16 protein-coding genes, 1 tRNA gene, 1 pseudogene and 1 riboswitch are annotated in these 21332 nt (G+C 58.9%); of the genes and pseudogenes, 10 read left to right on the top strand and 8 right to left on the bottom strand.

The features are described 5' to 3' along the window. Positions 1–22: 22 nt before the first annotated feature. Together QU667_RS00175 and QU667_RS00170 are read left to right on the top strand one after the other, a co-directional pair. Positions 23–1141 (top strand): TFIIB-type zinc ribbon-containing protein, encoded by a 1119-nt coding sequence (locus QU667_RS00175; protein WP_304987335.1) that lies wholly within the window; start codon positions 23–25, stop codon positions 1139–1141. Positions 1142–1154: 13 nt separating this feature from the next. Beyond that, on the top strand, positions 1155–1469 hold the full coding sequence (locus QU667_RS00170) for a hypothetical protein (RefSeq protein WP_304987334.1): 315 nt from the start codon (positions 1155–1157) through the stop codon (positions 1467–1469). Between the two features lie 81 nt (positions 1470–1550). On the opposite strand, the gene QU667_RS00165 is transcribed toward QU667_RS00170, so the two are convergent. The 4 genes from QU667_RS00165 to QU667_RS00150 form a co-directional block, all read right to left on the bottom strand. Continuing rightward, entirely contained in the window at positions 1551–2324 is a 774-nt protein-coding gene (locus QU667_RS00165) for an ABC transporter ATP-binding protein (RefSeq protein WP_304987333.1), read from the bottom strand. Between the two features lies 1 nt (position 2325). Continuing rightward, entirely contained in the window at positions 2326–3381 is a 1056-nt protein-coding gene (locus tag QU667_RS00160; RefSeq protein WP_304987332.1) for a FecCD family ABC transporter permease, read from the bottom strand. A gap of 3 nt (positions 3382–3384) precedes the next feature. Next, on the bottom strand, positions 3385–4401 hold the full coding sequence (locus tag QU667_RS00155) for an ABC transporter substrate-binding protein (protein ID WP_304987331.1): 1017 nt from the start codon (positions 4399–4401) through the stop codon (positions 3385–3387). Positions 4402–4474: 73 nt separating this feature from the next. Next, the gene (locus QU667_RS00150; protein WP_304987330.1) at positions 4475–6889 is read right to left on the bottom strand and encodes a TonB-dependent receptor plug domain-containing protein; all 2415 of its coding nucleotides are present in this window, start codon (positions 6887–6889) and stop codon (positions 4475–4477) included. Between the two features lie 318 nt (positions 6890–7207). After that, positions 7208–7396: riboswitch (cobalamin riboswitch) on the bottom strand. A 1266-nt stretch (positions 7397–8662) separates the two neighbouring features. On the opposite strand from QU667_RS00150, the gene QU667_RS00140 reads away from it, so the two are divergent. The 6 genes from QU667_RS00140 to QU667_RS00115 all read left to right on the top strand — a co-directional run bounded on the left by QU667_RS00140 (position 8663) and on the right by QU667_RS00115 (position 14125). Then, the gene (locus QU667_RS00140; protein ID WP_304987329.1) at positions 8663–9139 is read left to right on the top strand and encodes a deoxycytidylate deaminase; all 477 of its coding nucleotides are present in this window, start codon (positions 8663–8665) and stop codon (positions 9137–9139) included. 48 nt (positions 9140–9187) lie between these two features. Continuing rightward, positions 9188–11089: a tRNA uridine-5-carboxymethylaminomethyl(34) synthesis enzyme MnmG gene (mnmG, locus tag QU667_RS00135; protein ID WP_304987328.1), complete on the top strand. Its 1902-nt coding sequence runs from the start codon at positions 9188–9190 to the stop codon at positions 11087–11089. A 69-nt stretch (positions 11090–11158) separates the two neighbouring features. Next, positions 11159–11232: transfer RNA gene (locus QU667_RS00130), tRNA-Gly, on the top strand. Between the two features lie 69 nt (positions 11233–11301). Next, positions 11302–12117 carry a hypothetical protein gene (locus QU667_RS00125; RefSeq protein WP_304987327.1) on the top strand — a complete coding sequence of 272 codons (816 nt, stop codon included), beginning with the start codon at positions 11302–11304 and terminating at the stop codon, positions 12115–12117. Between the two features lie 117 nt (positions 12118–12234). Then, positions 12235–12855, top strand: a complete 621-nt coding sequence (locus QU667_RS00120) for a TNT domain-containing protein (protein ID WP_304987326.1) — start codon at positions 12235–12237, stop codon at positions 12853–12855. 103 nt (positions 12856–12958) lie between these two features. Beyond that, the gene (locus QU667_RS00115) at positions 12959–14125 is read left to right on the top strand and encodes an MFS transporter (protein WP_304987325.1); all 1167 of its coding nucleotides are present in this window, start codon (positions 12959–12961) and stop codon (positions 14123–14125) included. Between the two features lie 213 nt (positions 14126–14338). On the opposite strand, the gene QU667_RS00110 is transcribed toward QU667_RS00115, so the two are convergent. From QU667_RS00110 to QU667_RS00100, 3 genes are all read right to left on the bottom strand, one after another. Further along, positions 14339–15271, bottom strand: coding sequence for an HAD family acid phosphatase (locus QU667_RS00110; RefSeq protein ID WP_304987324.1), 933 nt, complete (start codon positions 15269–15271; stop codon positions 14339–14341). A gap of 100 nt (positions 15272–15371) precedes the next feature. Beyond that, positions 15372–15887 carry a cysteine hydrolase family protein gene (locus QU667_RS00105; protein ID WP_304987323.1) on the bottom strand — a complete coding sequence of 172 codons (516 nt, stop codon included), beginning with the start codon at positions 15885–15887 and terminating at the stop codon, positions 15372–15374. Between the two features lie 76 nt (positions 15888–15963). Then, complete coding sequence (locus tag QU667_RS00100) at positions 15964–16140, bottom strand: hypothetical protein (RefSeq protein WP_304987322.1); 177 nt, start codon at positions 16138–16140, stop codon at positions 15964–15966. A gap of 114 nt (positions 16141–16254) precedes the next feature. On the opposite strand from QU667_RS00100, the gene QU667_RS00095 reads away from it, so the two are divergent. Then, a complete protein-coding gene (locus QU667_RS00095) occupies positions 16255–17778 on the top strand; it encodes a WG repeat-containing protein (RefSeq protein WP_304987321.1) in 1524 nt (507 codons plus the stop codon). A 337-nt stretch (positions 17779–18115) separates the two neighbouring features. On the opposite strand, the pseudogene QU667_RS00090 reads toward QU667_RS00095, so the two are convergent. After that, a pseudogene (locus tag QU667_RS00090) lies at positions 18116–18266 on the bottom strand (secretion protein HlyD). A gap of 36 nt (positions 18267–18302) precedes the next feature. Here QU667_RS00090 and QU667_RS00085 point away from each other — a divergent pair. Beyond that, positions 18303–21266, top strand: a complete 2964-nt coding sequence (locus tag QU667_RS00085) for an autotransporter outer membrane beta-barrel domain-containing protein (RefSeq protein ID WP_304987320.1) — start codon at positions 18303–18305, stop codon at positions 21264–21266. Positions 21267–21332: the final 66 nt, after the last annotated feature.

The following is a 21332-nucleotide window of genomic DNA, read 5'->3' as shown; positions in this document are numbered from 1 at the left end:
ATCGTAAAAGAGGTGACCTGATATGGCAGATACAAGCGTCAGCTACAAATGCCCCAACTGCGGCGCGCCCCTCTCCTTCCTGCCGGGGCACGACCACGTAACCTGCGAGTACTGCAACACCGAGCTCGACGTCGCGACCGTCGAAAATCTCTTTCAAAAAGCGCAGGAAAAGGCAGCCCTCGCTGCCGAAGCGAAGGAATCGAAGTGGAACACCGACGGTGCGGGCAGCGAATGGGACAGCGCCGAGGCGGAGGAGATGAAGGTACAGACCTGCTCCTCCTGCGGGGCGGAGCTCGTCTCCGACGGCAACACGATGGCGACCGAGTGCGCCTACTGCGGCAGCCCGAACATGATCCCGAGCAAGTTCGGCGGGATGCTGTGCCCCGACTACGTCATCCCCTTCCAAAAGACCAAGCAGGATGCCATCGCCGCGCTCAAGGCATTCTACGGCGAGGGGCTGCGGAAATACATCCTCCCGAACGCCTTTACCGCCGAGAACCGCCTCAAGGAAATCCAGTCCATGTACGTCCCCTTCTGGCTGTTCGACTCAAAGGTACACGCGAGCGCGACCTTCCGTGCGGAGAGCGACAGCGTCCACGAGACTGCGGACGAAGTCATCACCGAGACGCGTCACTACAGCTGCGAGCGCGACGGCTCCATGGCATTCGAGCGCATCCCCGTGGACGGCAGCGAGCGCATGGACGATCAGTACATGGAGAGCATCGAGCCGTTCGACTACAGCGCACTCGTCCCCTTCTCCGCCGCCTACTTCACCGGGCATCTCGCGGACAAATACGACGTGGACGCAGAGGCGAGCGCCCCGCGCGCGGACAAACGCGTCCACGAGAGCGCGGTCGGCGTGCTTGAGGACACCGTCACAGGCTACGACCGCTGCACGCTGGACGGCGAGGCGACCGTCATCAAAGAGGACGGCAGCGTCAGCTATGCGATGGTGCCCGTCTGGATCCTCACGACGAAGTATCAGGGAACCCCCTACACCTTTATGATGAACGGGCAGACCGGCAAGGTCGTCGGCTCCGTCCCCATCGACCGGACAAAGGTACTGCTCTACTCTGCGGTCTCCGCCGTCCTCAGCATCCCCGTCTTTTACTTCCTTGTGAACTACATGTTGTCCGACTAAGGAGGCGCTGCATATGTTTACGGAAAAGAAAAAGAGCCTCAGCGCACTTCTCACGCTGCTGCTCCTGTGCTCCACATCCGTCGCCCTCGCCGCGCCGCAGCAGAGCGGATCCGATGACTCCGGTCTCGTAACAATCGGCATCGCGCTCGTGTGCGCCATCGTCTTCGGCGGCGTCGTCTACTCCATCCTGTGCTCGTGCGCGAGCAACGTCGCGTCCGCCACCGAGGCGGACGCGTACCTCGATCGCGACAGCTTCGAGCTCACGTACAGCGACGACAGCTTCCTCTACACCACCGTTTCGCGCAGGACAAAGGAGAAAAAGAAGTAACGCGCCGCCCAACGAACGGCGCGAATGAACGGAATATTGATCCACACAAAAAGCCCCCGTACGGGGGCTTTTTCGTTTCTCCTAAACCGAATGGTACTGCGGCAGATACCGAATATAGATACGCCCGTCCTCTGCGGTCTCCACCTTTGCACGCACCTCGTAGAGCGCGTGTATGAACTCCTCTGTGAGCAGCTCATGCGGTGTACCGAGCCCCACGACACGCCCCTTTTGGATGGCGATGAGGCGGTCGCAGTAGAGCGCGGCGATGTTGAGGTCGTGGATCGCAGAGACGACGGTGAGATCCAGTCCCTTTACAATGTCCATGATCTGCAACTGGTACTTGATGTCCAGATGGTTCGTCGGCTCGTCGAGGATCATGCACTCCGCCTCCTGCGTGAGCGCACGCGCGAGGATGACGCGCTGCTGCTCGCCGCCCGAGAGACTGGCGAAGCTGCGCTCCGCACACTCCTCCATGCCGACCGTACGGAGCGCACGGCGCGCGATCTCGTAGTCCGCTGCGTTATCACGGTCGAGCAGGCGCTTGTGCGGGGAGCGCCCCATGAGCACGACCTCCATCACGCTGAAGTCGAAGCTGTAGAAATTATGCTGCGCCACCACGGAGAGCTGCAGCGCAGACTCCCGATAGCTCAGCTCATCGAGCGCACGCCCGTTCAGTGTGATGCTGCCCGCCGTCGGTTTCTGCACGCGGTAAAGACATTTGAGGAACATACTCTTGCCGCTGCCGTTCGGGCCGATGATGCCGAGAAATTCCTTCGGTTTCAGATGAAAATCCAGCCCCTTCAGAATCTCCTTGTCCCCGATGAAGAGTTTTACCGCTTCCGCCAATATCTCCATATCACTGCCCTCCGAATCCATAGGTACGCTTCACCATGAGATAGATGAATGCGGGCGCACCGACGAGTGAAATGAGGATGCCGATGGGCAGCTCCGTGTGCGGGATGAGGACGCGGCACAGCCCGTCCGCAACGACGAGGAAGATCGCCCCCACCAGAGCGGAGACCGGTACGAGCCGCTTGTGGTCGGTGCCGACGAGCATCCGCACGACATGGGGAACGACCAGCCCGACGAAGCCGATCATGCCCGCCGCAAAGACGGCGAACCCCACCACAAGCGCACTGACGATGAGATACGCCTGCCGATAGGGATGGAGATCCGTGCCGAGCGTGATTGCGGACGCATCGCCGAGGAGCATGAGGTTGAGGATGCGGCTCTGCGACCAGAAAAAGAGAACGGCGAGCGCGACAATGCCGCCGATGAGCGCCATGTGCTCCCATTTCGCCCCCGCCAGACTGCCCATCATCCAGTAGGTGATGGTCTGAATGCCCTCCTTATCGTTGGCAAAATAGACGATGAAACTCGAAAATGCGCTGCACACGGCACTGAGTGCCATGCCGCCGAGCAGCAGCTTCATCGCGTTTGCACGTCCGCCAATGTTCGCGATAAAGAGGACACCGACGGAGACGGCGAACGCACCGAGGAATGCAGCGATGCCGACGGCATTCTCCCCGAACGCCGCACCGATGCCGAGGAGGACAGCGGAGGTCGCGCCGAGGGATGCGCCTGCCGAGATGCCGAGGATGTACGGATCGGCGAGCGGGTTCTTTACAATCGCCTGCATGACGACACCGCAGGTGGCAAGCCCCGCGCCGATGATGGCGGCGAGCAGGAGGCGCGGCAAACGCAGCAGCCATACGATGTCATGCACGGGGCCTTTGCCCGCCATGTCGATGGGTGTACCGCTCTGTATCTGGTCGAGGACGGCGGCGGCAATGACGGCGGGCGGCAGATCGACCGTCCCGATCGAGAGCGCCCAGAAAAGAGCGACAATGAGGAGTGCGGTGAGCAGGATACAGAGCAGTGCGAGCCCCGCACGCGAAAAGAATGCTTGCATAGATTATTCTCCATAGATCTCAGGATACAGCCCATGTGCGAATATCGTTATGCCGTCGTAGGCGCGAATGCCCGCACTGTAGACGGCATAGAGCGGCACGGTGTAGATGCGGCGCTGCTGCACACAGGAGAGCGAGCGCAGCGCAGGGTTCTCATAGAGCCGTGCGAGGATTGCATCCTCATTCCCATAGTCGTCCTCGATGACAATGAGAAAGAGCGCATCGGGATTCAGCTCGATCAGCTCCTCCATACTGAGGCTCTGCCCGTCCGCCGCCAGATGTTCCGCACCGAGTGCGCGGAGCATATCGCCCGCGAGTGTGTCCTTCCCGTACGAGCGGATCTCCTTGCCCATGAGCTCGATGACGAGGGCGCGCGGACGCTGCTCCATGCCTGCGGTCTTTTCCGCGACAAACGCGATTTCATGCTCCATCTCGCCCACGAGTGCATCGGCGCGTTCCTCCCGCCCGAAGATGCGCCCGAGACTTTGGATGTCCGCATACTCCTGCGCGATGGTCTTGGTCCTCACCGCACGCGCGGAGGACGGCGCGATGTAGGTGTGCACGCCGCGCCCCTGCCAAAATGCCGCACTCCGCAGCACCTTCGGTGAGAAGGTGGACGACCAGCCGACGATGAGATCGGGCTGCATCATGAGAATGGTCTCCACGTCCAGATTTTCAAGGCTCGTGTAGGGAATCGCCTCGTATGCCGCGCGGTATTCGGGACGGATGTACTTCACATTCGGCACGCCCATCCCCGCAATGATCCGATCCCCCACACCGAGCGCGAGAAGCGTCTCGATGGAGTTCTGCCAGACGGCGACGACGCGCTGCGGCGGCTGCTCGTAGAGCTGAGAGACCGGTGCTCCCTTCTCGTCGATGTTCTCAATCGTAACGGGCGTATACGCCGCATCCGCCTGCGCCGGCATCGCGGGACGACGCTCATTCTCATGCACCTTGACGACCGGACTGCACGCCGCGCACAGGAGAGCGAGGACGATGAGCAATATATATGAAAGTTTCATCCTTCCTCCTACAAGAAAGAGACGCAAGGCATCCTTTGGGAAGAATGTCTTGCGTCCTTTCATTTCCGAACAATTAGAACGTGTAGCGAGCGCCGACCATCACACTGCGCGCAGGCATGGTGGAGGAGCCAAGTCCGTTGTAGGAGCTATAGGAGGTCTGATATGCCTCGTTCGTGAGGTTGTTGACGGTGATATATCCCGTCAGATCGGGCGTAAAGCTGTAGTTGATGTTCCAGTCAAGGACGAGGAACTGGCGATCCGTAAAGGCTCTCAGGTTGTTCCCCGTGTACCAGTTCATCAGCAGTCCCGTATAGAGCTTCTGATTCTCATAGGAAAGGTTGAGCGCATAGTGGTTCTGCGGGCGGAGGCGGTTCATCTGTGTGTTGATGTCGTCCTCGCCGTTAAGCCCCCAGCTCGGATCGACATTCCAGCCGCTCTTGACCTGCCATTTATCATCCATATGCGAGTAGGATGCACTCATTGTGACGTGCTTGTCAAAGGCGTGGTCAAACGTGATGTTAAAGGACGTCTTGTCCTCGCGGGCATTGACTGCCGTGTAGTCATAACCAGGAATCGACGCATCCCAGATGGGGAACGATGCAATCGCGTTCGACATCCGCGTCCAGTCATAATGAACTGCAAGGGCGGAATGCTGCGAGAACTCCTTGCGTACGCCAAGCGTCCACACATCACCACGCTCATTTTCGAGCGGCGTCTTGTAGATGCCGTGCAGTGTCGTATAGTCTCCCTGCCGCACGGGACGATAGATCTGTGTCCAACCGCCATATACGCTGAGCGTATCATCGATCAGATACTCCGTATTGAGCACAGGTGTGATGAGATGGGATTTTCCTTTTCCCTTGAATCCGGCATTGCCCGTGTAATCATAATCCGAGTAGTAAGTATAGCGGAGCGCCGGGGTCAGGTCCCAGTTCGGCGTGATGTGGATCTTGTCCTGCACATAGCCGATCACCGTGTTACGGCTCGTTGTAGATTCCACATATTTTCTTGTACGCCGGCTATAGTATTTTTCAACAGTCTTAGCACGATCATAGGTTAGGCTCGCAATAACATCGTTCTTGCCGATTGCTCGCGCATACTGCACTTGAACGCCCTGATTACGTTCTTTCTGCCATCCCGTCGGCTCTGTGGCTGTACCGTCGGTCTTCTCCAGCCATTCCTGCACCTTCGCCGGATCGCCGCCCGGGAATGGTGCGAGATTTTCACGAATCCACTGTTTCAGCTCGGCAGCCGTCGCACCGCCCGGAAAGCGTGCCTGATAGTCTGCGGCGGGGTCATCACTAAGTGACCATCTGTATTTATCACGAGAGGAGTAGCGATGATTCTGGTAATAGAGGCGAACAAAACTCTCCATACCATTGTCCTTGTCGAATGTCCACTTCAGCTCCCAGTCATTATTCTTAAACCGACTGAACGAGTTGTATACCTTGCCATCAAGTGCATATAGGTTCGCGTAACCCGGGTTGTCTGCGTCACCGAATGCGGGATCGCCGACCAATTGATTACTGCTGTTCAGCTTGCCAACGGCAGCTGCAAAGATAATACGCTCCCAGTCGTCCTGATTCCAGTATTTGAGACGCGGCGTCGAGATCGGGTAGCCATCCTTGCCTGCCTTGTAGTTGTACCAGAGCTTGATGCTCTGCTCCTTGCCGAGATCCTTGTCGAGACGGATGTTGACCGCCTCTTCCTTCCAACGCGAGCCGCCGAGCGTACCTGTCCTGCCCGTCTCGCCGTCCACATACTCCGTATCACCGCTCATCGTCTTTGTCACCGTGCCGAAATAGTGGAAGGTCGGATCGTCCTGCAGCGCACCCGAGAGGGTGAGCGCATAGTTGTGCTTGTGCCACGAGCCTGTGGAAAGATCGAGCGTCCCCTTCTGCTCGACTGCGCCCTTGCGCGTGATGATGTTGATGACACCTCCCGTCGCGTCCGGTCCATAGACGGATGCGCCGGGTCCCTTGATGACCTCGATCTTGTCCACGCTCTCGATGCCGAGCATCTGGTCGAGGTTGACCCCTGTGGACTTGCTGCCCGAGGTGCTCCGACTGTTAAAGCGGGTGCTCGTGAGGTTGTCCACGCGCCGCCCGTCGATGAGGATGACGACACGCGAGTCGCCGTTGATAAGCACGCCGTTGTTATAGGTCTGGTACCCGTACTCGCCGCCGCGATAGCCGGGGTTCTGGAACGTCACGCCCGGGATACGCTTGATCGCCTCGGTGAGATCCGTGTAGTGACGCTTCTCGATCTCCTCGCGCGTGATGACCTTCACATCGCCGCCCGTGCGGTAGTAGGACTGCTCTGTCACCGTGTCGCCGAACTGGTTGATCGTCTGCTCCGCCTCGACCACGATATTATCAATCGTGTAGGACTGCAGATTCTCATCATGTCCCGCATAGACAGAGGTCTGCCCCCCCCCCGTGGACAAGAGCCCTGCGAGGACTGCAAGCGTAAGATGTCTCTTCTTCATATTCGTCATTTCCTCCTTGATCGGGCATAGCCCTTCCATCCCATGCAACACCCTCCGGCATTGCTGACCGACTGCATAAAAAAAGGCTTCCCACACAAAGAAAGCCGCCGCGTTGCCACGGTATCGGCTCCCCTCCCCATCGCTCGTGGATTACCGGAAGCACTGATAAATTCAGCCATGCCATCTTGACGTATCTTTTTTGCCTGCACTGTGTCGACAAATCCTCCACATAGCTTTGGCTATGCGTCCGGTTTATCTCCTTGTTCAGACAAAAAATCTACACCAATCTGACAGACTTCATTTTATCAGCGATTCCTTACAGGTCGCGCAAAACAGGCAGTTCTCCTGGCTCGGATTCCTCGCTCGGCTGCGCCTTCCCAAGGATCGCTCCTCAGTGACGGGACTTCTCCCATGCAGCTCTGCTCCTCCTCACAGTGGCGGGACCGCTTTGGCTTGTACCAAATTCCCTATTAAGCCCTCACGGGCACCTGTTTTCTATATAGTTTTATACAAATTGACATCATTCTATTTTATATTTCATGTTTTGTCAATCCTATATTAACAGAGATTTCTTCTCAATTTTTGAACAGAGGTGGGAAGAGCGTCAGATGCTTGACGAACTGCGCGAATTGAAGTAAAATAAGCATAGAAAAAGGGCACTGCCGATGGGCGGCCGCCCCCTATATAACCGGAGAGAATCCCCGCCTATTGTTTGGAGACGCAAGGCGGGTTTTCTCATTTATCTTTTTACTGACAGAATCAGTATGGTATATACTACGAGAAATGATAGGAACTCATAGGTATCCATGTGTATTCCCCCTTTCGGGGGCGAGATTAGCCGCCTACCGTTTTTGATAGCAGTGCCTTTTCTCATTATAGCAAACAAATGTATGCAGTGCAAGCCTTGACGAACTGCGCGAATTGAAGTAAAATAAGCATAGAAAAAGGGCACTGCCGCTCAGCGGTTGCCCCCAATGTTATAGCAGAGATTACCCCGCCTACGATTTGGAGCGCAAGGCGGGGCTTTCTCATTTATCGTTTAACGGATAAGACTAAGATGGTGAACACAACGAGAAACGTCAAGAACTCGTAGGTCTCCATGCAGATCCCCCCTTTCGGGGGCTGAGTTGCCACTGCGCCTATCAGTGCCTTTTCTCATTATAGCAAACAAATGTATGCAGTGCAAGCCTTGACGAACTGCTCGAATTGAAGTAAAATAAGCATAGAAAAAGGGCACTGCCGCTCAGCGGTTGCCCCTTATACACGCGAGAAGTTCCCCGTCTGCAGTTTGGAGCGCAAGGCGGGGCTTTCTCATTTATCGTTTAACGGATAAGACTAAGACGGTAAACACAACGAGAAACGTCAAGAACTCGTAGGTCTCCATGCAGATCCCCCCTTTCGGGGGCTGAGTTGCCACTGCGCCTATCAGTGCCTTTTCTCATTATAGCAAACGCGTGTATGCAGTGCAAGCCTTGACGAACTGCGCGAATTGAAGTAAAATAAGCATAGAAAAAGGGCACTGCCGATGGGCGGCCGCCCCTCAGAGTTGGAATAATCCGCCTACATGTTGGAAGCGTGCGGCGGATTTTTCTTGTTTAGAACTTGATCGCGAGGATCAAGGCAATGAGCAGAATGAGAAACACAAACATCTCATAGATACCCATACCATCACCCCCCTTCGTATTTGAAAGGGGCAAGATTAGCCGCCTACCGTTACTGGCAGTGCCTTATTTCATTATATCAAACAAATGTATGTAGTGCAAGGAGAGTAGCATGATTATCTCTTGGGACGAATACTTCATGGGCGTTGCGATCTTCTCCGCCTACCGCAGCAAGGATCCACACACGCAGGTCGGCGCGTGCATCGTCAACGAGGACAAGCACATCGTCGGTGTCGGCTACAACGGTATGCCGAACGGCTGCGACGACCGCGAGTACCCGTGGGGACGGACGGGGGAATTCACGGAGCAGAAATATCCCTATGTTGTGCACGCCGAACTCAACGCCATCCTCAACGCAAGTACGTCACTGAAGGGCTGTCGTATCTACGTGTCGCTCTTCCCGTGCAACGAATGCTGCAAGGCAATCATCCAGAGCGGCATCCGCGAGGTTGTCTACCTCTCGGACAAATACGCCGTGAGCGAGGCGACGAAGATCTCCAAGCGGATGTTTGACTCTGCGGGCGTTCGTTGGCGGCGCATGGAGACGGATCTCGCCGAGGTACCCGTAAACTTTATGGTAAAGGAATAACACAAAAACATTACAATTTATGTGATAAAACCAAAAGGAAATCATTACGTGAACAGTACTACAGATTATGATATTATCGTCATTGGCGCAGGGCACGCAGGTGTCGAAGCGGCGCTTGCGGCGGCACGCATGGGACGGCGTACCCTCATCGTCACGCTTTCGCTCGACAACATCGCCATGATGCCATGCAACCCGTCCGTCGGCGGCCCAGGCAAGAGCCACCTCGTCCGCGAGATCGATGCGCTCGGCGGGGAGATGGGCATTGCCGCCGACCGCGCGAGCATACAGCGCCGCCTCCTCAACACGGGCAAGGGCCCTGCCGTCCATTCCCTCCGTATGCAGGCAGACAAGTTCCTCTATCAGCGCATCATGAAGGAGACGGTTGAAAACACCGAGAACCTCGATGTACGCCAGCTGCTTGTGACGGAGCTTCTCACAGAGGAAACTGCGGGGAAAAAGCGTGTCACGGGCATCCGCTGCGAGACGGGCGAACGCCTCACGGCACGCGCCGTGATCCTCGCCACGGGGACGTATCTGCGCGGGCGCATCATCCTCGGCGAGACCATCTACGACAGCGGTCCGAACGGGCAGCGCCCCGCGATGGCGCTCTCGGACGCGCTACGGATGCTCGGTCTCACGCTCATGCGCTTTAAGACCGGCACGCCCGCACGCGTTGACCGCCGCACGATTGACTTTGGCAAAACTGCCATACAGGAGGGCGACCCTGCTGCGCCCGCATTTTCCTTTTTGACGGATGCGATGCCGGATGAACAGGCACCGTGCTACCTCAGCTATACAAATGAGAGAACGCACGCGATCATCCGTGCGAACCTCCACCGCGCCCCGATGGCAAACGGCGTGATTGAGGGGATCGGGCCGCGCTACTGCCCGTCCGTCGAAACGAAGATCGCACGCTTCCCGGACAAGGATCGCCACCAGCTCTTCCTCGAACCCGAGGGACTGCATACGAACGAAATTTATGTACAGGGGATGTCCACCAGTCTGCCGACGGATGTGCAGGAGGCGTTTCTCACCACCATCGCGGGACTTGAGCACGCACGCATTATGCGCCCGGGATATGCTATCGAATACGATTGTTTGGATCCGCTGCAACTCACGCCGTCCCTTGCCGTAAAACGTGTCGCGGGGCTTTACTCGGCGGGACAGGCGAACGGCACGAGCGGCTACGAGGAGGCAGCGGCACAGGGACTGATCGCAGGCATCAATGCCGTATGCGAAATCACAGGGGCGGAGCCGCTGATCCTGCGCCGCAGCGACGGCTACATCGGCGTTCTCATCGACGACCTCGTGACCAAGGGTACGGACGAACCGTACCGCATGATGACGAGCCGTGCCGAGTACCGCCTCATCCTCCGGCAGGACAACGCCGACCTGCGCCTCACCCCGATTGGACGCGCCGTGGGGCTGGTCAGCGATGCGCGGTGGGCGCGTTTTACGGCGAAGAGGGATGCCATCGAGGAGACCTTGCGCCTGTTGGAGCACACAAAACTCAGCCCCAGTGCCGAGACCGAGGCACGTCTTGCAGCGGCAGGATTTGCGCCCCTGCGCGTCCCGATGACACTCCTCGCCCTCCTTTCCCGCGAGGGGAGCTATGACGCACTCGCCCCGCTCTTTGACCTCCCGCCTCTTGCGGCAGATGTCAAAGAGGAAGTCGAGATCATGGCGCGTTACGACGGATATATCAAAAAACAGCGCGAACAGATCGCACGCATGGAGCGTCTTGAGAGCCGCCGCATCCCTGAGGGGCTGGACTACAGTGCCATCAAAAGCCTGCGCATCGAAGCGGCGGAAAAACTCGCCGCCATCCGCCCGCACTCCATCGGACAGGCATCCCGCATCAGCGGGGTATCCCCCGCCGACATCTCCGTCCTGCTTGTCTATCTTGAGAAGGAACGCCGCACAGAGCCGCCCGCATCACCAAAAGATTAACTTTCGATGATAAAGCAGATGTGTTCTTGACATCGTGCCCCATTTCGCGCTATACTCAGTAGCGTATCTGCGGGCGTAGTTCATCGGTAGAATGAAAGCTTCCCAAGCTTTAGAGGTGGGTTCGACTCCCATCGCCCGCTCCATAGAAAGTGCAGAGCCGTCCGAACGGGCGGCTCTTTTTGTAAGGAAATTGCGAAAGCAGGTGTTCATCCATGCGTCCATGGGGCATCCTCGCCCTCCTCTGCGCCCTCCTCACGGGCTGCACATCCACGCTCGCGACAGAAAACAGTGAGCCATATACGCCGGACGATGTGATCGGGATGGTGGAGGAGGAGTTTTCCTCCTGTGCACCGCATCTCGTTTGGGAGGAAACGCAGGTCGAAAAGGAAAAGCCGTTCGAGCGGCGCATCTATGTCCTGCACGATACGGCAAATGAGTTCAGCTTCGCGTGCAACGCCGTCGTCCGCCGCCCGACGCTCCCGCGCCCCGGTGCGGAGCGGGACACGAATGCGTCCTTTCAGTACGCGACGGGCTATGCCGCGCATCTGAACGCAGAAATCGGACGCACAGCGGAGGAATACGGCTTTCGCGCCGCGACCACCGCAGAGGCGGAGGCACTGATCCATGCGGGGGTAAAGCGCAAACACCGCGATCGGGAGGTCTCGCTCTTTGACGAGGGGGACTTTATCTTCGTCACGGACGGCGCACGGGGCGCGGATCTGGCGGCGGTCTGCAAGGCACTCCACGCGCTGTACCGTCCCAACGGGGACGGCACGGTTCTCTCCGCGCTGTACGGGCGCAAGATCACGTTCTACTACCTGCCCCCGGGCGAGACGGATCGGACGCGGGCGGTCTTGGTCGCGTTTTTCACACTGAAGGGCAAAAACGACTGGGCGGCGACGCTCGCGGACAACCCCGGCTCCTCATTGAACGAAACAGAGGTCGCTGCGTTGGAGCAAAATCTCGCGCGCTACTTCGAGAGCTGTCTGCGCAGTGCGCAGGAGGAGGCGGCAAGGCGTTCGCGCTGAGACGGAACAAATTCGACAGGAGCCGCATATACGGCTCTTTTTTCGTTGCCTTTTTTCGTATTTCATTATATGATAGTGTTATCAAACAATTCAGATATGATGAAAGGAGCGATTTCCATGCAGACCCTCTCTCCCATGCGCCTGATTGCCGCCGCACTCTTCGCGCTGAGTGCCCTGCTCGGTACGCCGAGTGTACAAGATGAATCGCTCGCCATTGGCACGCCCGCCGCTGCGGCGCAGGAGCCACAGACCGAGCCGCGCTACTGGCAGATGTACTACAACTTCGCCCCGCCGACGGATGCGTTCATCGCGGAGCTGGCGGCGGAGCAGGGTGTCGCCTATACCCCGGGCAAGAAGGGTGAGGCGCGGTTTTACGCGGATGACGGCCGCCCGATCTACCCGAGCAACGACGGCGCGGTCGGCGTGATTGTAACGGTCACGCTCCCTGCGGGCGATGTGCTGACGCGCTACGGCAACCCCAACGGACGCTATGTCTCGCCCGACGGGATGACGTTCGAGCAGCGGGCGCTCCCGAGCACGACGCGCGAGGGCGACTTCCACGTTTACCTCGTCGAGCGTGCGATTGACAATGTGCAGAAGGGAACGATCGCCCCGTGGTTCGGACGTACGGGCGGCGGCATCCAGTACAGGCTCCCCGACCGCATTGTGAACCTCATGAATGCCGCGCCGCCGTTCCTCAGCGAGCCGGACGAGATGGAGGAACAGGAGGCGGCATAACACGCACGCCATAAAATGAATGTTCCAACGATACTTTTCTCTTGCATTCCCCCCTTCTCTTTCTTTATAATGGAGAAAAAGTATCTGCACAGGGGGCTTTGCTGTGAGAATTCCGGCGCGCCAATATATGATGCTGTTCGGCATCACAATATCGGCATTTATCTTTAACACGTCCGAATTCATACCGATCGCGCTGCTCATCGACATCTCGGAGTCGTTCTCCATGACGGAGGCGGCGACGGGCCAGATGATTACGATCTACGCGTGGGTGGTGGCTCTGCTCTCGCTGCCGCTCATGCTGCTGACCTGCCGCATGGAGCTGAAGCGGCTTCTGCTGCTGATGGTCGCGCTCTTTGGCCTCGGACAGCTCGTCGCAGGGCTCGCGACGAGCTATGATATGCTGCTCGGCGCGCGCATCATCGTCGCCTGCGCACACTCGATTTTCTGGTCGATTGCCGCACCTCTTGCGACGCGCCTCGTGACGCGCGAGCATCGCCCGATGGCACTCAGCATGATCGTGACGGGCAGCTCCGTCGCAACGATCGTCGGGCTCCCGCTCGGGCGCGTGATCGGTCTCGCCGCGGGCTGGCGCATGACGTTCCTGCTGCTCGCGCTGGTCGCCGCCATCGCGTTCGTCTATCTCGCGGTTCTCCTGCCGAAACGCTCGCCGGAAGCGGGGTTCACCATCGGCGAGCTGCCGTCGCTCGTCCGTCAGCCTGCGCTTGCGTGCATTTACATCATGACGGCACTCTTTGCGACGGGGTACTTCACGATGTACAGCTACATCGAGCCGTTCCTGCACAAGGTCGCGGCGTTCTCGCCCGGTCTGATCACGGTGACGCTCATGCTGCTCGGGGTCAGCGGCATCGTCGCAAGCCTTGTTTTCTCCGGTATGTATGGAAAGCACCGCTTCGTCCTGCTGCGCTGGTGTCTCACCCTCGTTGCGATCATGCTCTTCCTCTGGCAGGCGGCATCCATCTCCGTCGGCACGATGATCGTGCTCACGATGGTGCTCGGACTGCTCGCAACACTCTACAACACGATGTTCCAGGCGGAGGTTCTCGCCACTGCCCCGCGCGACGCATCAACCGTCGCGACGGCGATCTACTCCGGCATCTTCAACGTCGGCATCGGCAGCGGCACCTACCTCGGCGGGCTCACGGCGGAGAGCGGTCACCTCGCCCACATCGGCTACGTCGGTGCGGCGATTGCCGCCGTCGCCGCCCTCCTCTGCCGCCACGTTTATCTGAAAGCCGTGCGGGGGAGATAATTTCATACATGACAAAAACCCGCCGCATTCGGAGCATACCGAACGCGACGGGATTTTTTCAAGGCAGGCACGGAGATGCATCCAACGCTGCAATGCGAACGCATTTTTTCCTGCCCGCATCGACAAGTCCCCCACAGAACTCCCGCGATGCGTCAAGTTTCCCCTTGCCCGGAGCATCCGCCCCCATCCGAGATCTGTTGGATCAGCGATTTCTCAGTTCCAATGCTTCGTCAGCATCTTTTCGTAGAACGCCTCGCGTGCTTCGGGGGTCATGGTCATGTAGTCCTTCGCGAGCGCACTGACCCACGAACCGTAGGCGGGGTTCGGGAAGACGATGCAGGTCGTGCCGAACTCCTCCCGCGCTGCGTCGATGGCGGCATTCCGCGCGGCGAGATTCATCCCCTTTGTCCCGAGCGGGAGATCGCCCGCATTGTCGCCCATGTAGACGACGACATCGTAGTCCGCTGTGATCCGATCAAAGCGCGGCTGCTTGTCGCTCATCTGCCGATCCTCCATGAGGAGGACGTGCTCTGCGTCCACGGAGGGGAAGCCGAGTGCCGTGAGGTTCTCGATGGTCGGCTCGTAGTTGACCTCGCTCCAACGGTTGCTGACGTAAAAGATGGCGACACCGCGCCGCACCACTTCACGCAGGAACTCCGCCGCGCCCGGCAGTGCCTCGGAGCGTCCCTCGTGCACCGTCGCACGCCACCAGAGCGCGTCAAATCGGCCATTGCCGCCCGCGACGCTCGCCGCCATCGCGCGCGTGTTGTCCGTAACGGTCTCGTCGCAGTCCAGGACGATGGCGAGCGGCTTGCCGCTGCGGGCGGCGGGATTCGCCTGCGCACGGTCAATTGCCATGAGCGCCGCATTGTACCCCTGATAGCAGAGCGCACGGTACTCCGCCGAGGTACGCATCCAGAGGAGCGCCATATACTCGGCATCGGCGAGCTGCTGTGCGCTGATCTCCTCCTCGGTCAGCGGCAGGGGCATCGGCGCGTCCTGCACGCGCGCCACGTTCGCACGCCCGTCCGCCTGCGTCACGGAAGAAGCCGCGTACGCCGCACTGCTGCCGAGCAGGAACGCCGCACTGCCGAGGGCAATCGTCTTTTTCCACTGATCCTTCCATCGGATGTTCCATGTGTTCATTGTGAAATACTCCTTTTCGTATATCAAAATTTTCAACCTATTATAACATAAATTTTGAAATAAAAAAGAAGCTGCTTGAAAACAGCTTCAAAAATTCCACTCACCCCACCTCGATCTGACACATCTGCATCGCAGAGAGGGCGTTCGCGTGGCTCTCGGGGGTGACGCCCGCGCAACAGGTGGGATCGACACAGATGCGCTTTTCGGGGTAGAATGCCTTTGCGAGGAGGGCGTTGGAGATGACGCAGATGTCGGTGCAGAGCCCGACGAACTCGATTTCGTCGTAGTCCGCGAGGGCAGAGGGGAGGGCGGTCGCGCCAAAGGTGGGCTTCTCGATGACGGCCGCCGCCGTGCGGACGAAGGGCTGTAACGCCTCTACGATCTCCCAGCCCGCCGTGCCGCGGATGCAGTGCGGGACGGGCAGCTTCTTCCCCTCCTGCGTCGTCAGGTAGTCCGCACCGTGGGTGTCCATGGTGAATACGAATGCCGTTCCCACCGCCTGCGCTGCTTTGAGTTTCTCCACGAGACGCGGCAGCATCTCCTGCGCCTCCTGTGTGCCGAGTGCGCCGTCCACGAAATCGTTCTGCATATCGACCACAACGATCACCTTGTTCATTGGTATCCTCCTGTTCTCTGACCGATCCGATTGTAACTGATGTCTATTATAACAGAATTCTCCGCAAAATGCGCCCTCATCGCACGCCGTCCTTTGCGGGGTCGCGCATCATGACGGTGCGCCCGAGAAAGCCGATCAGACCCGAGGCGATGTTGCTCGTGAGCTCCGCGCTCCCGTAGAACACGGAGAGGATCGCAACGACGACAAGCCCCGTCCCGACCATCCAGTCCACGCGTGGCAGATAGTTCCGCATAAAAATTCTCCTTTCCTGTATCGCATATTGTCCTCGATGGAGGACTTGCCACAATGGCAGGAAAGAAGAGGTTTTTGGTATATGTAATGATGTATTTTCAAAGGAGATGATCAAATGACAACGTACAAGAAACTTCATGCGATGATCGCCGCGATGGCGACGACGGGCGTGCTCTGCACGATGCCCACAGGATTTGCGGCAGAGGCGCAGATGCAGCGTGCGCCCGCCGTGGAAGCATCGGCACAGACCGTCCCCGCCGCACAGCAGACCGACAAGCCGGTTGCCGTCGTCCGCGTGGACAAAAAGTGGGGTGCCGTCGCCCCCTCGGGCAGCCTCACGATCCCGGCGGAATACGATGAGATCACGTCCTACGCGGCGGACGCGGTCGCCGTCCGTAAGGGCAGGACATGGGGCGTCGTGCGCCTCGACGGCACGGTCGTCGTGCCGCCCATCTACAAGACGATCCGGCCGCTGTCGGCGGGCATCATCATCGTCAGCGACGCAAAGGACAAGGTCGGCGCGTACAATACGGCGGGCAAACAGATCCTGCCCGTCGAGTACCGCGCGGTCGGTTCGTTCAGCGACGGGATTTCCTGTGTGCAGCGGGACGATAAAAAATACGTGTTCTATCGGCAGGACGGCAGCCTGCTGACAAACGATGTGTACGATGCGGCGTATTCCTTCTCCGAAGGGCTTGCCGCCGTCAAAACACCGAACGGGAAATACGGTTTCATCGACACCACGGGGACGTTGGTCATTCCTGCCGCCTACGACTGGGCAGGAGGTTTTCAAGAGGGTCTCTGCCGCGTCGAGGTCAAGAAAAAACTCGGCTTTATCGACACGTCCGGCACAATGGTCATCCCGCCGCAGTACAGCCCCGGAGATGTCTGGGACTTCCAAGACGGGCTTGCGATGATAAAGGAAAAGAAGTACCGCGCATTCATCGACAAGACGGGTGCGAAGGTCATCCGGACACGCTACAGCGACGTGATGCCGTTCGAGAACGGGCTCGCCGAGGTGCGCCGCGAGGTCAAGGTCGGACTGCTCGGCGGCTTCCTCACCAGTGCCGTCTCCTTTGCCACGGGAGTACCGACGTTCGGGGTCGGCACCGACCTCATCGGCGAGAAGGTCAAGCGCGGCTACATCGACAAGACCGGCGCGGAGATCATCTCGACGAAGAACGACTACAACTCTCCCTTTTACAACGGCATGGCACTCGTGCGCGTCAAGAGCAAATGGGGCATCGTCGATCGCAAGGGCGCGTACGTGATCGAGCCGAAGTACAAGGCGATCCACTTCTTCCATGACGGCCTCGCGGCGGTGCAGGACGGCGACAAATGGGGCTTTGTCGGGCGCGACGGCAAAATCGTGATCGAGCCGAAATACGACGAGGTACACGACTTCACCGACGAATTTGCCGCCGTGCGGCAGGGCACAAGATCCTTCTTCATCGACAAGACCGGACACGTCCCCTTCCTCATCCCAAGCATGATTACAGAGATCGGCATGTTCAACGAGGGATATGCGCCTGTGAAGATCGACCTCGCATGGGGCTTTATCGACCGCACGGGCACGGTCGTCATCGCCCCTGCATACGACGAGGTGCTCACGCATTCGTACACGACGGATCACCTGTAACGGACAGCCGCTGCACCCCTTGGGAAAAATCATATTTTCTAAAGAACAACGAATGCGTAAAAATAGGACTGTATGCCGCAACAAGTGCTACAGTCCTATTCGTTTTCCGGAATCTCTAAGAAATGCGGAACACCCCGTAAAACAAGCGCAGAGCCAATTTCCTTCGGATGAAATCAACGATGCTGTTTCATACTGCTCTCATGCGATTGGAGATAGCCCAATTCTGTCCCTTATCTTCCCCTACCTTTATCCCATTTACCAACGGAATCAATTATGTTATCAAATAGATGGATGGGGTTTCGTTCATTTGCCCGGATTCGTATGGGCACGAATGGAATTAAGGAAGCACTGATAAATTCAGCCACGCCATCTTGACGCATCTTTTTTGCCCGCACTGTGTCGGCAAATCCTCCACATAGCCCTTGCTATGCGTCCGGTTTGCCTCCTTGTTCGGACGAAAAAATCTACGCCAACCTGACGGACTTCATTTTATCAGCGTTTCCTTAACAAAAGGAGTCGATGTTATGAGAAATCATGGAACATATGCGCGGAGGGGTCTTAGTGCGCTGATTGCAGCGGGGCTGACACTCGGCGGAGGAATGGCGTATGCGGAGACGGTCGTCGAGGACAACCATACGGTCACGGTCACGAATGCCACCCCGGACAGAACCATATACGCCGCTAAGGCGGAGCTGAGTCATGCCGACGGAGATGGCACGGCATCGGCGAGCGGCAATACGCTGGATGTCACAACGACAGACGAGCGCTTTCACCTCACGGGCGCCCATATCGACTACCAACGCTATACGGGCGGAACGATCCCGGGTACAACGCGGCTCACAGCGAACTGGAACAGAGTGACGCTCACCGAGGGGAAAACATTGCATCTCTACGGCGCACAAATCCGTATTGCAATGATACAAGGCGGTGCTGCCTCCTATGCGGCGAATCACAACACCGTCGTCATCGGCGCGCGCGGCGTGCAGATCGGCGATCTCTGCGGTGCGAACATCGAGCAGACCACCGCAAACGATGCCGCCTCTGTTGCCGCCGAGGTGAACGAGAACACCGTCACCATCAACAATGGTGGCACAGCAAATAACGTGACTGTCGCACGTGCCTCGCTCATCACGAACGGAGCGGGCAATGTCCGCATTAACGCGGTGAACAATCACATCACGGCTACGGGCGGTACGCTCAACTACGGAGCACTGGTGGGCAGAGCCTACATCGATGCCGCGCAGGGCACGGCGCAGACGCATATCGAGGGCAATACGATCACGCTCACAGGCACGCGCGTGACGGCGGGCATGGCAGCGGGCAACGGCACAGCGTATGCACGGTCGAACGCGGCGACCGCCCTCACGGTACGCAACAGCATCACGATCGAGAACGGCTCGGGCGCAATCAGAGGGAATCTCACCGGCGGCGCTGCATATACGAATCACACGACCAACGGTGGGACAGCAACAGCAGAGGAGAATGCGGTCACCGTCACGGCAGGCACCTACAGCGACGGACGCGATGTCACGGGCGGGATTGCGAGTGCATTGGGCAGGCTGCGCACGGTCGCAGCGACGGCACACGCGAACCGCATTACGCTCAGCCCCGTGCGTGCCCCATGGGAGGAGATCCGCGGCGGCGAGGCGAGTGCGATCGGAACGGACACGGAGGCACAGGCATCCACAAGCGCGAACATCGTTCGGCTGAGCGGCGGGAGATTTGAAAAGGATATTTACGGCGGCGACAGCTACGCCCTCGCCACACGCGGCACAGCGACCGCCACGGCAGAGAGCAACAAGGTGTATCTGCACGGCGGCGGCTACGAGGGTGCGATCTACGGTGGTCGTGCGATGACGGACAGTGCGCAGAATACGACGGCGATCGTGCGCGGCAACACAGTCGAGATCGCGGGCGCCCCCGATCTCAGCAGGGCGCAGCTCCACGGCGGATACGCCGAGGCAGCGCACGTCACCAGTGCGGACAACGCGCTCATCGTACGTCAGACGAAGAGCATCACGGCGCAGAGCATCGCAGATTTCCAAAAACTCGCGTTCTATGTCCCTGCGGGCATGACCGCGAACGATACCATGCTCCGCGTGACCTCCGCAGCAAATACGAACCTCAGAGGCACAGCGCTGGAGGCATATCTGCCCGGCAGCCCAACGGCGAACCGTCTGCGCCTACTGCGCACGGAAAACGCACAGATCGACACCGACAGCACAACAACCATGACCGTCTATGAGGGCATCTCGGGACATCGCACGGCAAAGATGGGCGTGACAAACGATCGGAAGGAACTCGTCGTAAAGGTGGACGGCAGCGCAATCGACGACACGACGCCGACACCGACACCAACGCCGACACCGACGCCAACACCGACACCAACACCGACACCGACACCAACGCCGACACCGACACCAACACCGACACCAACGCCGACACCAACGCCGACGCCAACACCGACGCCGACACCAACACCGACACCGACACCGACGCCAACGCCAACACCGACGCCGACACCAACGCCAAATCCGGACAATGGCAGCTTTGTCCTGCATAAGAGCACAAAGTCCCTCGCCGAGACCATGACGGGAACGACGGCGTTCCTCGGAGCGGGCGGCGACCTCATCGCGGACGGCGGCATGGCAAGCGCCTCGGCAGAGGCAGCGGAGGCGGACGGATTCGCCCCGTTTGCCGCCGTTGGCGGAGCGCGTCTGCGCCATGAGACCGGCTCCCACATCACCGTGCGCGGCATGAATCTCGCCGTCGGCTTCTCACGCGAGGTACTGCACGGACGCGACCGCATCCTCTTTGGCCCCATCGTCGAGTATGGACGCGGCAGCTACGACAGCTACCTCGACGACGGTACACACGGCGATGGAAACACCCACTACGTCGGCGGCGGGCTCTTCCTCAAACAGGAAAAACAAAGCGGCATCTTCTATGAGGGCAGCCTGCGCCTCGGCCGTATGAGCACGGACTATGAGGCGGATCTCCCCGTTGGAGGAATCACGCGCCGCGCATCCTACGACACCGATGCGAACTACATCGGTGCGCATCTCGGCATCGGTCAAAAGAGCGTGGCGGAGAGCGGCACCGTGCGCGAGCTCTACCTGCGCTACTTCTATACCCACCAGAACGGCGCGAACGCCACCCTCTCGACCGGCGACCATTACGACTTCCACGCCGTTGACAGCCACCGTCTGCGCACGGGCGTACGCTGGATCATCCCGCAGGGCAGCGGTGCGCTCATCCTCGGCACCTCCCTCCAATACGAGTTCAAGGGCGACGCGGGCGCGACCTACCACACGGGCGGCTTCTCCTACGACACCGCCAGCCCCTCGCTCAAGGGGCTCTCGGGCAGCCTTGCGCTCGGCTACCGCGCAAACCTCAGCAAACGCGCCGCCGCCGACCTCAGCGTCGAGGGCTGGGCGGGCAAGCAGCGCGGCATCACGTTTAAGGCAGACTTTGACTGGAGATTCTGACCCCACCGCATATTTTACAGACGAAAAGACCTCTCACACCGAGGATGGTGCGAGAGGTCTTTGTTT

It is taken from the genome of Selenomonas dianae (genome assembly GCF_030644225.1).
Taxonomy (GTDB): domain Bacteria; phylum Bacillota; class Negativicutes; order Selenomonadales; family Selenomonadaceae; genus Centipeda; species Centipeda dianae.
Note: the sequence above shows the minus strand (reverse complement) of the source record. Positions and strands in the feature narration are given on the sequence as shown.

Excerpts from the sequence above, each read along its gene's own strand:
- QU667_RS00085 (WP_304987320.1), top strand. The coding sequence starts at position 18,303 with ATGAGAAATCATGGAACATATGCGCGGAGGGGTCTTAGTGCGCTGATT.
- QU667_RS00155 (WP_304987331.1), bottom strand. The coding sequence starts at position 4,401 with ATGAAACTTTCATATATATTGCTCATCGTCCTCGCTCTCCTGTGCGCG.
- QU667_RS00095 (WP_304987321.1), top strand. The coding sequence starts at position 16,255 with ATGACAACGTACAAGAAACTTCATGCGATGATCGCCGCGATGGCGACG.
- QU667_RS00140 (WP_304987329.1), top strand. The coding sequence starts at position 8,663 with ATGATTATCTCTTGGGACGAATACTTCATGGGCGTTGCGATCTTCTCC.
- QU667_RS00100 (WP_304987322.1), bottom strand. The coding sequence starts at position 16,140 with ATGCGGAACTATCTGCCACGCGTGGACTGGATGGTCGGGACGGGGCTT.
- QU667_RS00175 (WP_304987335.1), top strand. The coding sequence starts at position 23 with ATGGCAGATACAAGCGTCAGCTACAAATGCCCCAACTGCGGCGCGCCC.
- QU667_RS00160 (WP_304987332.1), bottom strand. The coding sequence starts at position 3,381 with ATGCAAGCATTCTTTTCGCGTGCGGGGCTCGCACTGCTCTGTATCCTG.
- QU667_RS00170 (WP_304987334.1), top strand. The coding sequence starts at position 1,155 with ATGTTTACGGAAAAGAAAAAGAGCCTCAGCGCACTTCTCACGCTGCTG.
- QU667_RS00105 (WP_304987323.1), bottom strand. The coding sequence starts at position 15,887 with ATGAACAAGGTGATCGTTGTGGTCGATATGCAGAACGATTTCGTGGAC.
- QU667_RS00165 (WP_304987333.1), bottom strand. The coding sequence starts at position 2,324 with ATGGAGATATTGGCGGAAGCGGTAAAACTCTTCATCGGGGACAAGGAG.
- QU667_RS00110 (WP_304987324.1), bottom strand. The coding sequence starts at position 15,271 with ATGAACACATGGAACATCCGATGGAAGGATCAGTGGAAAAAGACGATT.
- QU667_RS00150 (WP_304987330.1), bottom strand. The coding sequence starts at position 6,889 with ATGAAGAAGAGACATCTTACGCTTGCAGTCCTCGCAGGGCTCTTGTCC.
- QU667_RS00125 (WP_304987327.1), top strand. The coding sequence starts at position 11,302 with ATGCGTCCATGGGGCATCCTCGCCCTCCTCTGCGCCCTCCTCACGGGC.
- QU667_RS00120 (WP_304987326.1), top strand. The coding sequence starts at position 12,235 with ATGCAGACCCTCTCTCCCATGCGCCTGATTGCCGCCGCACTCTTCGCG.